This window comes from Streptomyces yangpuensis (assembly GCF_001005295.1).
Taxonomy (GTDB): domain Bacteria; phylum Actinomycetota; class Actinomycetes; order Streptomycetales; family Streptomycetaceae; genus Streptomyces; species Streptomyces yangpuensis.
The window spans coordinates 185,706-196,598 of record NZ_LBMK01000002.1 but is presented as its reverse complement, the minus strand read 5'-3'; the positions used below and the strand labels follow the sequence as shown (position 1 = coordinate 196,598).

6 protein-coding genes and 1 pseudogene are annotated in these 10,893 nt (G+C 75.1%); 3 read left to right on the top strand and 4 right to left on the bottom strand.

Translation table 11 applies throughout. From position 1 onward, the window contains the following. Positions 1-7 precede the first annotated feature (7 nt). The 4 genes from AAT21_RS06245 to AAT21_RS06230 all read right to left on the bottom strand — a co-directional run bounded on the left by AAT21_RS06245 (position 8) and on the right by AAT21_RS06230 (position 7,824). Complete coding sequence (locus tag AAT21_RS06245; RefSeq protein ID WP_046775768.1) at positions 8-1,573, bottom strand: SagB family peptide dehydrogenase; 1,566 nt, start codon at positions 1,571-1,573, stop codon at positions 8-10. Positions 1,574-1,614: 41 nt separating this feature from the next. Beyond that, entirely contained in the window at positions 1,615-3,606 is a 1,992-nt protein-coding gene (locus AAT21_RS06240) for a TOMM precursor leader peptide-binding protein (RefSeq protein WP_046775767.1), read from the bottom strand. Continuing rightward, complete coding sequence (locus AAT21_RS06235; RefSeq protein ID WP_046775766.1) at positions 3,596-5,944, bottom strand: TOMM precursor leader peptide-binding protein; 2,349 nt, start codon at positions 5,942-5,944, stop codon at positions 3,596-3,598. Before AAT21_RS06235 ends, AAT21_RS06240 begins: the two co-directional genes overlap by 11 nt. 164 nt (positions 5,945-6,108) lie before the next feature. Continuing rightward, positions 6,109-7,824 carry an AfsR/SARP family transcriptional regulator gene (locus AAT21_RS06230; protein WP_235438701.1) on the bottom strand — a complete coding sequence of 572 codons (1,716 nt, stop codon included), beginning with the start codon at positions 7,822-7,824 and terminating at the stop codon, positions 6,109-6,111. A gap of 589 nt (positions 7,825-8,413) precedes the next feature. On the opposite strand from AAT21_RS06230, the gene AAT21_RS06225 reads away from it, so the two are divergent. From AAT21_RS06225 to AAT21_RS06215, 3 genes and pseudogenes are all read left to right on the top strand, one after another. Beyond that, positions 8,414-9,076 (top strand): hydrolase, encoded by a 663-nt coding sequence (locus AAT21_RS06225; protein ID WP_046775765.1) that lies wholly within the window; start codon positions 8,414-8,416, stop codon positions 9,074-9,076. 5 nt (positions 9,077-9,081) lie between these two features. After that, positions 9,082-9,490: pseudogene (locus AAT21_RS06220) on the top strand (DoxX family protein); the annotation flags it as partial. 384 nt (positions 9,491-9,874) lie between these two features. Continuing rightward, positions 9,875-10,828: an alpha/beta hydrolase gene (locus tag AAT21_RS06215; RefSeq protein WP_046775764.1), complete on the top strand. Its 954-nt coding sequence runs from the start codon at positions 9,875-9,877 to the stop codon at positions 10,826-10,828. Positions 10,829-10,893 lie beyond the last annotated feature (65 nt).

The window sequence follows — 10,893 nt, the reverse complement described above, 5'->3', positions numbered from 1 at the left end:
CCCCCCTTCAGGCGATCTCGTGGCGGAAGTCGGCCGGGTGCGGACGCTCGTGGCCCGCGAGCATGATCAGCAGGGGTGCCTCGTCGGTGCCGGTCAGTCCCAGCTCCTCGATGTAGGAGATGTTGTCGAAGCCGAGGGCCACCCCGGCGCCGAGGCCGTGGGCCGCAGCCGTGGTGTAGAAGGTCTGTGCGACGGCTCCGACGGCGCCGCCCACGAGCCGGTAGCCGCGGTCGCCGACGCCGTCCAGCACGGCGGTGGTGCGGACCGTCGGGACGAGCACCGCGCCGGCCTGCTCCAGGTTGTAGTTGGAGAGGAAGTAACTGCGCTGCAGGAAGGGGCCGGGCGGTCCCGGCCGGACCAGGCGCAGGGTGTGCACGGCCCGGTCGTAGGCGTACGTGCCGGGGGCGATGCCCTCGACGTGGTTGACGAAGGCGTACAGCGAGGTGAGGGCGGGACCGCCGGGACGTTCGGCCTCCGTTCCGTACCGGGTGGCCGCGCAGTCGGCCAGCAGGGCGGCGAGCTGTCCGGCCGCGACCGGGCGGGAGGCGTCGAAGCGGCCGAAGCTGCTGCGGCGTTCGCGCAGGGCACGGGTGACGGTGACCGGCGGCGCGGGGGGAACGGGCAGGGGCAGCGGATCCGCGCCGCGGGGCGGGAGGGCGGCCGCCGCGTCCAGCGCTCCCGGCGCCGGGCGGTCGGCGGCCCGGCCCGTGGTGGCCGTGTGGATGCGGCGCAGCGTCTCGAACTCGATGACGCGGCGGGAGCGTTCGCGGTCCCGGTGGCGTGTGGTGGCGCCCGTCGCTCCGGCGTGCCCGGGCTCCGGCGCGCCCTGCCAGGCCAGGGGGACGACGGCGAAGACGCCCTCCTCCTCGGGCGGCACGCCCAGCAGCCGGGCCAGGTGTTCCTCGTCGAACCACAGCACCGGGTCGATGCGCAGACCGTACTGCGCCGCCCACAGCCGCCAGGTCTGCACGAGCGCTCCGACGTCCATGCTGACGGCGTGGAAGGAGAAGCTGTTGTACTTGAAGGCGTTCTGCCAGTACTTGACGCTGAGGACGAGGTACTGGGTGGCCTGTCCGGCGGCGCCGGCCCCCGGGCCGAGGGCCTCCCGGACGTCGCCCGTGACGTCGCCCGTCAGCAGCCGGCGCAGCCCGTGCCGGTGCGGCGCGTAGTGGTAGAGGCCGGGTGTCAGCGGTCCGCCCGGGCCGGCCGCCCAGTGGACGGCCACCGGGTAGAGGCCACCGCCGGAGGCGGTGCCGCGCGACCAGTTGGCGTGGGTGTAGTGCGGCAGGGCGGCCAGGTCGGTGTTGGCCTGGACCGCGAGCCGTCGGCCGGTCAGCCCGTACGAGTCCCCGAGCATCCCGGCCAGCAGCGGCAGGGTGAATCCGGGCACGGGCCGCGGCGGGGTGGCCGGCGCGGGCAGCGCGGGCAGCGCGGGCAGCGGGAGCGTCTCGGCGTCCGGGTGGAACTTGGCCTTGCGGGGGCGGTCGGCCCAGTCGGGGACGAAGTCGGCGGGCTCCATCGGCACCCGGCCGCGGTGCATGATCTCGTGGGCGTAGACATGGGCGTGGCCCATGGGTCCTCCGTAAGTTCGGGGCGGACGCCGGCGGTGGCCGGTCAGGGGAAGGGGTGGGGTGCCGGGTTGAGATCGCCGGGCTCCAGGGGCCGTTCGCGCAGACCGGCGGCGAACAGGCCGGTCCGCATCCGTGGCATGCCGAGGGCCCGCTGCCGGGACCACCCGAAGTCGATGGGGAGCAGGCCGGGGACGAGCACGCTCACCGTGTGCAGTCCCAGAGCCCGCTGCTCGGGCATCGTCTGGTCGACGACCACGACGTCGAACCCCTCGGCCGTGACCGCCGACACGCACCGTTCCAGGTCGGTGCGCACGTCGTCGGAGGCGGGCGAGCCCCAGGCGTCGGGCCACTCCAGCTCGGCGACGGTCCGCCGGCGCTCACGGTCGGTTCCGGTTCCGGTGCCTGTCCCGGTGCCGGTCCCGGTTGCGGTGCCGGTGCGGGGGCCGCGCAGCAGGAAGTCCGCGTGCACGCCCATCTCCGGGATCCCGTAGACGAGCGGATGGTCGTGCAGTGCCGTGACCAGGTCGAAGTCGGCCGCCATCGCGCGCAGCCGGGTCTCGTCGCGCTCGGTGCGCCCGGGCAGGTTGACGGCGTCCGTGGCGATCTCGCACAGCGCCGAGGCCAGGGCGGCCTCGGGGTCGAGGCCGGCGCCGGCACCGAAGCACATCCGGCCGGGGCCGCCGTCGAAGCGTTCGGCGACCGCCGTGACGACGGGGATCGGGAAGGTGATCCGGGTGTCGAAGAACCGGGCCCGGTAGCCGTACATCGCCAGCCGGTCGACCATCGCGCGGGTGGCCGGCCGGGAGCTGCTCGCCGGGTCGATCTCCGGCAGCGGCTGCCGCCCGTACCAGGTGAGCAGGAACGCGTCGCGTTCGACGACCTCCATCAGCCCGAAGTAGGCGGCCTCGGCCGGACTTCCGCCGGAGGCGCAGCCGTTGGAGCTCTCCTGCACGAACCGGTTCTCCAGGCCCGGGGCGTGATAGTACGTCAGGATCTCCGGGACCAGGCGGGGTACCCGGTCGCGCAGCGACCATCCCCACACCCAGGCGATCTCCCGGTCCGGGGCGAAGGGCCGCACGCGCGGGTTCGCCCGGTGGAAGGCCTCGCTGTACAGGCCGACGTCCCGCGGGTCGACCGCGTCGGCGCCGAACCGCTCCAGGGAGCCGGTGACACTCGTGGTCCGGGACCGGGCCCGCATCCCCGCGTAGCGCTCCAGCCCCTCCAGGACCCCCACGTGCGCGCTGCGGGCGAAGGAGTCGGTGTGACCGCCCCAGAACGTCTCGCGCAGGTACTCGCCCGAGCGCATGGAGAAGCAGCCGATGGTCGCCGAGGTGGACGTGGAGGAGACGTCCTGGACGAGGGAGGGCCCCAGCGCCCCGCACAGCGGGTTCGCGAAGGCCGCCACGTCGATCCCGTACGACTCGACGGGCCGGGTACGGAACACCCCGGGCCGGTGTTTCGGCGCCGGAGCCGGATCGGGCACCGCCGCTGCGGCGGTGTCCTCGCCCGGGGTGGCGCAGAGCGGGCACTCCGGATCCGGGACCAGCGGGTACCGGCGTACCCGGCCGGTCCGCAGGTCCAGCAGCCGGACGTCGGGGAAGACGCCGGGCGCCGGGGCGCCGGGGCGGGGAGCCCGGGCGGCCGTGATCAGCGCGGCCAGCGCCCGGGCGGCGAAGGGGTGGGCGTACGGCCACTCGCCCGCGGCCCGGGTGCCGCCGCCGAGTTCGAGGGCGTCCCGGAGCGCCACGGACCGTACCGCCTGCCAGCGGCGCTCCAGGCAGCGGGCGCAGCCGCCGGGCGGTCCGACGACCGCCTGGTGGCCGTACAGGTGCACGGGCACGGCCGTCGCCCCGTCGGCGCCCTCCGGGGCGGGCCGGGTGAAGGCGTCGCCGAGTCCGAGGGGTGCCGGCGTGATGCGGGGGCCGCCGAGTTCGGCGAGGGCGCGGTCGAGCTGCGCGGTGAAGCGGGCCGCCGCGTCCGGGCCGAGCGCGTCGGCGAGGCCGGGGCCGTCGGCCGTCAGCGGATCAGTGGTCATCGCCCGGCTCCTGGGCGGTGGTCAGCAGCACCCTGGCGGTGTGGAGTCCGGCCGAGGCCAGGTCCGGGGTTCCGGTGGGGACCAGGTAGGCGTCGCGGCCCGCGGCGCGCAGCCGGTCCAGCACCTGGGGCCAGTCGGCGGCGTCCTGGCCCGGTCCGGTGGACGCGCCGTCCGGCGAGGTCGTGAGCGTGCGGGCGTCGAGGTCGGCGAGCAGTGGATCCCCGGTGTCGGCCGGTCCGCCGGGTGCGGCCTCGTCCTGCTCGTACTGCACGGCGCCCAGCAGGTCCCGCAGCGCTGTCACGGTGGCCGTCCGGCGGTCCAGGCCGGCGCCCACGGCCCAGCGCTCGCCGGCCCGGGCGAGCAGCACCGGTACGCCGGAGCGGGCGGCCTCGCCGAGGTCGAGGAGCTCGACGTCCGGCACGAGCCGCTGCGCCGACCGTACGAGGAAGACGAGTTCGGCGTCGGCGGTGCCGGCCGCGTCGGCCGTTTCAGCGGCGTCGGCGGTGCCGTCGACGGCGTGCGTCAGCGGTACGGGCGTGGCAGCGGCCCCGCGGACCGCCCGCAGCAGGGCGTCGTGGGCCAGGGCGGACAGCAGACCGGCGGCGGCCGCGTCGGCGGGCGAGGGGCCGGCACCGGCTCCGGCGCGGGTGCGTTCGAAGAGCCGGTCGGGGTTGTGCGGGCCGAAGGGCCGGACGGCGCCCGCCGGCACGCGGGCGGGCTCCTTCGTGACCAGGGAGACGGCCCGCTGCCAGGCGGCGGCCGTGCCGGGCAGACCGGAGGCGACGGTCAGCGAGCCTTCCGCGACCGCGGGCCCGCCCCCGTCCGCGCCCTCGTCGCGGGTGGTGACGCCGTACGCGGGGACGACGTGCTCGGCGTAGACGAGGGCCGCGGCGTCCAGGGCGCGCATCCGGGCCCCGGCGACGTGGTGGACGTCGAAGGCCGCGACGGACCGGGAGCGCGCGTGGCCGGTGCCGAGGTCGACCACGCTCAGTTTGAGGGGGATCTGGGTCAGCGGCTCGTCGGCGTAGCGCGTGAAGACGCCGGTGTACGGGCGGACGAGCGCCTCGGAGCGCCGGTTCAGCTCCTCCACCAGGGCGTCCGCCTCGCGAGCGGTCTCCAGGGTGGGCAGGGCGGGCGCGGCGGTGGTGGCGGCTTCGGTGAGGTCCACGGGGGCGACGGGCCGGCTCGCCGTCCCGGTGTCCGGGGCGCAGAACGGGCAGCGCGGGTGGGCGAGGAGCGGCTCCGCCGTGACGTCCAGCGAGGCCATGTCCTGCACGACGACCTGGCCGGCGGTCTCGGCGGGCAGGGCTCCGGAGGTGGTGCGGAAGACCTCGTAGCCCAGCAGGTTGCCGATCATCGCGGCCAGCGGCCCGCCGGGCTCCGGGCCGGCGGCGGCGGGTCCGCCCGGCAGGGCCAGGGTGCTCCACAGTTCGGCCGCGGCAGCGCCGTCGCGGCCGGGGGCCGCGCCGAGCCGCAGCGCGGCGCAGGCCCAGCAGCCGGGGGTGTTGGCCGTCATGAGCGGGCCGATCACCGCGTCGGAGCCGTACGACCAGGCCGGCAGCAGGGTGCGGCCGGCCGGGACGCCGGCGCGCAGCAGCGGCAGCAGGCGGGCGGGCGCGGTACGGCCGCCGGTGACGACCACGAGGTCGTAGTCGGACAGGTCCATCCAGGCGGGCTCCCGGCCGGCGGCCACCGGCAGGGTGCGGAGCTCGGCCGGGCAGCCGTCGGCGACGGCCTCGGCCACCTCGGCGTCGAGCGCGGGCGTTCCGGGCGCGGGCATGCCGGGCGCGGCCCTGCCGCTCTCAGGAGTGACGGGCGCGGGCGCTGCGAGGGCGGGCGTCACGCCGACGACCGCGCAGCCGTTGCGTATCAGGCTCGACGCGCACCAGCGGGCGACGTCGTCGTCGCCGAGCACGGCCACGCGGGTCTCCCGGAAGCGCAGGAAGCGGGCTTCGGCGTCGTCGGCGTAGTGGTCGGCGTAGGCGATCTGGGGGGCGTACCGGCGGGCCACGTCGGGGGCGGCCGCGGCCTGCGCGTCCGCCGGTCCGGCGGGGGTGGTGACGGGTCGCGCGAAGTCCCTGTCGTACAGGGTCCGGACGAGTTCGCCGACCATCGCCCGCTGTGCTTCGCCGAGGCCCCGGCACAGGTCGTCGACCGAGTGCTCACCGGTGAGGTGGGGGACGATCAGCGTCGCGAAGCGGTACGCGGACTTGGCGGTGAGGCGGAAGCCGCCGTCCGCGTTGTGGAACAGCACGCCGTCGGGCGTCTCGGTGAACAGCACGTCCCGGCGGATCCGGGGACGGGTCGCGGCAACGGCTTGGTAGCTGGCGTGAGCCATGGGAACACCCCTGGGTGCGGTCTGGGCGGGATCGGGGGAAGCCTGGAGCGGGGAGAGAGCGCGGCACGGGGACCGAGCGGGACGGAGCGCGGCACGGGAGACGGCCGAGGCGGACGAACGGCTCGCGCGGCCGTGGCACGGGGCCGGGGCCCGGGCCGGAGGGGTCAGCGCGGTGCGGCCGCCGCCGTGGTCTCGTGCGTGCGGACGCGCCGACGCGCGTAGCTGCGGAGCAGCTCGTGCATGCGGTACGGGCCGGGCGGCCCGTCCTCCAACAGCCCTGCTTCCACGAGCTGTTCGAGCACGGACTCGTCCTCCCCGGCCGTCGGGTCCCCGGCCCCGGCGCGGGCCCCCAGCCGGAGGAACGCCTCCCGCAGACCGGGGGCGAGTGCGTCGAGGGCCCGCCCCAGCACCTGGGGTACGGAGAGTCCGGCGTCCTCCGCGAGCGCCAGCCGCGCCGTGGGATCCTCGGCGAGCCAGGCCGCGCAGGCCGCGACCGACAGGCCGGGCCGGGTCAGCAGCCGTCCCGCGGCGATCCGCAGGGCGAGCGGGAAGTGCCCGCACACGGCGGCCAGTTCACGGGTCGCGGCGGGTTCGGCCGCGACCCGTTCGGCGCCGACGAGTCCCGCCAGCAGTGCGTACGCCTCGGCGGACCGGAGCACGTCGAGTCGGTGCACGGCGCCGCCGTGCGTGGCGACGACGGCGGCCAGCTGGCGCCTGCTGGTCACGAGGACGGCGGCGTCCTCGGCGGCGGACAGCAACGGCAGCACCTGCCAGGCGCCGGCCGCGCCGTCCAGGACGACCAGCCTGCGTCCGGCCGCGGGCTCCGGCATGAGCCGCGCCGCCTCCTCGACGGCGACGGGGGTGCCGTCCGGCCGGGCCAGCCGGAGGGTGAACACGCCGCCGGGGAAGGACTCCTGCACCTCGTGGGCGGTCTGGCGGGCGAGTGCGGACTTGCCGATGCCCGGCGCTCCCGAGACGACGACCAGGCGGGGTCCGTCGGGGGCGGTGAGCCGGGCGGCCATGGCCCTGCGGTCGCTCTCGCGTCCGGTGAAGGCGGGGACGGGCGGTGCCGCCCGGGGCGGCCGGGCCGGGGCGGACGCGCCGGAGGGCAGCGCGGGAACCGCGGTCGCGCCTGCGGTACGCGCGGGTTCCGGCGGGGCGGGCGCCAGCTCCTCCGCGCGCAGGATGGCGAGTTCCAGGCGGCGCAGCCCCGGTCCCGGGTCGATGCCGAGTTCGTCCCGGAGCCGGTCGCGGACCGTGCGGTACTCGGCGAGCGCCTCGGCCTGCCGTCCGGTGCGGTAGAGCGCCTCGACGAGCTGTTCGGTGAACCGTTCGCGCACCGGGTGCCGACGGGCGCTCTCGTACAGGTCGACGAGGACCTGATGGCAGTTGCCGGCGGCGAGTTCGAGGTCGCAGACCCGTTCCAGCACCCGCAGCCGTTCCTGTTCGAGGGCGGGCACCGCGTCATCCTGGAGCAGACGCGAGGCGACGTTGGCGAGGGGCTGGCCCTGCCAGAGGGAGAGCGCCTCGCGCAGCCTGTAGAGCTCCTCCCCCGGGCCCGCCGCCGCACCGGCGCGGGCCGCGAGTGTACGGAACTGCACGAGATCGAGGGTGTCGGTGTCGCAGTGCATCCGGTATCCGCCGGGGACGGCCTCGATGGTGGTCGCGGATATGCCGTACTTGGCGAACAGCCGGCGCAGCCGGAGGACGCACGTCTGCAGTGCGGCCCGGGCCGTGGCAGGCGGTTCTTCGTCCCATACGGCGCGTAGCAGGTAGGCGGTTGACACCACCGTGTTCGGGTGCAGCAGAAGTGCGGCGAGAAGGCTGGTCGGCTTGGACGGTTTGAGAACGACGGTTTCGGGTCCGTGCGCAATGCTCAAGGGCCCCAAAAGCTGGAACCGGATGGTTGATCCCCCGTGTCGGGACACGCATTCCCCCAATGGGGAGCGTGGCGGGGGCGGTGGTCTGCCGGTTCTTCGGGGTCGTCACACGCCGGAAATAGTCCGGACCAATCCCGAAGTTGCCGTCCGCCCCCCGTTGGGCGGTGAATAACGGGAACACTACATAACCGATCTTGCGGAAGTCGAGCCGACGGATGGTCATTTCCTTCCCGCCGGCCTTTTCTCCCTTCTCCGTAACCTGGGCGCTTCGCGGAGTTACCGCCGGTTCGTCAAAACCGTCAAGCCGTAAACGAATTACCGGGGCGGCGCCATCCAAGCACGATGCCGTGATCGAATTAAGGTGTATATCGCGCCACTGATATGGCCGATCCTCACCCTTGCGGCGGACCCGTGCCCCGGGTTTTTCGGAAAGCACCGGTGCGGCGGTGCGCTCGTGGGCAAATCGCCGGGCGCGGACGGGCAACCGGGCCGGTCGGCGCGGACCTACGGTGACCGGACAGCAGGCCGCGGGAACACCGCGGCGGCCGCTTCCGCTTCTCCTTCCGCCTTTCCCGAGAGGACATCCCTCGTGTTCGACGTCTCCCAGGTCCATGCCGCCCCGAGCGCGGACCTGCTCACGCCCGCCAACTCGGTCATGCTCTTCATCGACCACCAGCCCCAGATGTTCTTCGGCACGGGAAGCGGGGACCGGGCCGCGATCATCAACAGCACGGTGGGCCTCGCGAAGGCGGCCCGCGCGTTCGACGTGCCGGCCGTACTGACCACCGTCGCCGCGGAATCCTTCTCCGGGCCTCTGCTCCCGCAGCTGGGCGCCGTGTTCCCGGGCCGGCAGGCCGTGGACCGCACCAGCATGAACGCCTGGGAGGACGAGGCGCTGGTCGAGGCGGTCCGGGCCACCGGCCGCAGGAAGATCGTCCTCTCCGGCCTGTGGACCGAGGTCTGCCTGGTGCTGCCCGCGCTCTCCGCGCTCGCCCAGGGATACGAGGTGTACGTGGTCACCGACGCCTCGGGCGGTGTGACCCCGGCCGCCCACGAGCACGCCATCCAGCGGATGACCGCCGCCGGCGCGGTCCCCGTCACCTGGCTGCAGGTTCTCCTCGAACTCCAGCGCGACTGGGCCCGTACGGAGTCCTACGGCGCCGTCATGGAGATCGTCAAGGAGCACGCGGGCGCCTACGGCCTGGGTGTCGTCTACGCGCAGGCCGTCATCGGCGCGCACGCGGCCGGATGACGTCCCTGGACACCGGCCTGCTCCTGCTGCGGCTGCTGCCGGCCTGCTGATCGCCGGCCATGGCGTCCAGAAGGTCAGCTCGCACCTCGGAGGACGCGGACTCGGCGGCGGTGCGAGGGAGTTCCGCGCCGACGGGTTCCGCGGCGGGACCCTCACCGCTCCCGCGGCGGGCGCCGGCCAGATCGGGTCCGGAGCGCTGCTCGCCGCCGGCCTGCTGACCCCGCTCGCCGCGACAGGCGCCGTCGGGGTCATGACCGTGGCCGTCACCGTGAAATGGCACAACGGCCTGTGGGCGCAGAACGACGGCTACGAGTACCCGCTCGTCCTGATCGGCACCGCCGCCGCCCTGGCCGCCACCGGTCCGGGGCCTGGTCCCTCGACCGGGTGCTCGGACTGACGCCGTACCCGCTGTGGTGCGTACAGGCCTGGCTGACCGACTTCCGCGGGGACCTCCCCCGCATCGACGTCCCCACGCTGATCATCCACGGCGACGCCGACCGCACCCTGCCGATCGACTCCACCGCGATCCCGCTGGCGCGCAGCATCGCCGGAGCCCGGCTGGTGACCGTCCCCGGCGGCTCGCACGGCCTGCTGTGGACCCACGCCGACGAGGTCAACTCGGCCCTGCTCGCCTTCCTCGGCTGAGCGGGTCCCGCTCCGGCGCGCCGGTGGCCGTCTCCCGACCGGGAGCGGCCGCCGGCGTGATCCTGGGCACCGTACCCGCCGGCCGCCCGTCACTTTCCCGCTTCCTCGCTTCCTCGCTTCCCCGCTTCCCCGCTTCCCCGAAGGAGTTCCACCATGTCCAGCCGCCCCGTCCTGGAGCCCGCCGCCCAGGCCTTCGCGGACGCCACCGCCAAGCCGCCGTTCCTCTACGAGATCCCCGTCGCCGACGGCCGCAAGGCCGTGGACGACGTCCAGAGCGGCGACGGCGTCGTCCTCCCGCCCGTGGAGGAGGAATGGCTCGCCGTGCCCTGTGGCCCCACCGGCGAGGTCCGCATCCGCGTCGTCCGCCCGGCCGGCTCCACCGGCCCGCTGCCCGTGATCCTCTACATCCACGGCGCCGGCTGGGTCTTCGGCAATGCCCACACCCACGACCGGCTGGTGCGCGAACTCGCCGTCGGCGCCGGGGCGGCCGTGGTCTTCCCCGAGTACGACCTCTCCCCCGAGGCCCGCTACCCGGTGGCCATCGAGCAGAACTACGCCGTCGCCCGGTGGATCACCACCGAGGGCGGCCGGCACGGACTCGACGGCGGCCGCCTCGCCGTCGCCGGCGACTCGGTGGGCGGCAACATGAGCGCCGCCCTCACCCTGATGGCCAAGGAGCGCGGCGACGTCCGCCTCGTCCAGCAGGTCCTCTTCTACCCGGTGACCGACGCCTCCTTCGACAGCGAGTCCTACCTGCAGTTCGCCGAGGGCTACTTCCTGCGCCGCGACGCCATGCGCTGGTTCTGGGACCAGTACACGACCGACCCGGCGCAGCGCACGGAGATCACCGCGTCCCCGCTGCGGGCCGGCACCGAGCAGCTCACCGGGCTGCCCCCGGCCCTGGTGATCACGGCCGAGGCGGACGTCCTGCGCGACGAGGGCGAGGCGTACGCCGCGAAGCTGCGGGCCGCCGGGGTACCCGTCACCGCGCTGCGCGCGCTGGGCACCATCCACGACTTCGTCATGCTGAACGCCCTGCGCGAGACCGCGGCCGCGACGCTCGCCATCGGACTCGCCGTCGACACCCTGCGCGAGGCCCTGGCATGAGCGGCGCACCCGGCATGCCCGTGGCCGGCATACGCCCGGCCCCGCAGCGGCCCGACGGCTCCACG

Bases quoted from the DNA above. Each gene is read 5' to 3' on its own strand.
- AAT21_RS06245 (WP_046775768.1), bottom strand. From the start codon at position 1,573: ATGGGCCACGCCCATGTCTACGCCCACGAGATCATGCACCGCGGCCGG.
- AAT21_RS06240 (WP_046775767.1), bottom strand. From the start codon at position 3,606: ATGACCACTGATCCGCTGACGGCCGACGGCCCCGGCCTCGCCGACGCG.
- AAT21_RS06235 (WP_046775766.1), bottom strand. From the start codon at position 5,944: ATGGCTCACGCCAGCTACCAAGCCGTTGCCGCGACCCGTCCCCGGATC.
- AAT21_RS06215 (WP_046775764.1), top strand. From the start codon at position 9,875: ATGTCCAGCCGCCCCGTCCTGGAGCCCGCCGCCCAGGCCTTCGCGGAC.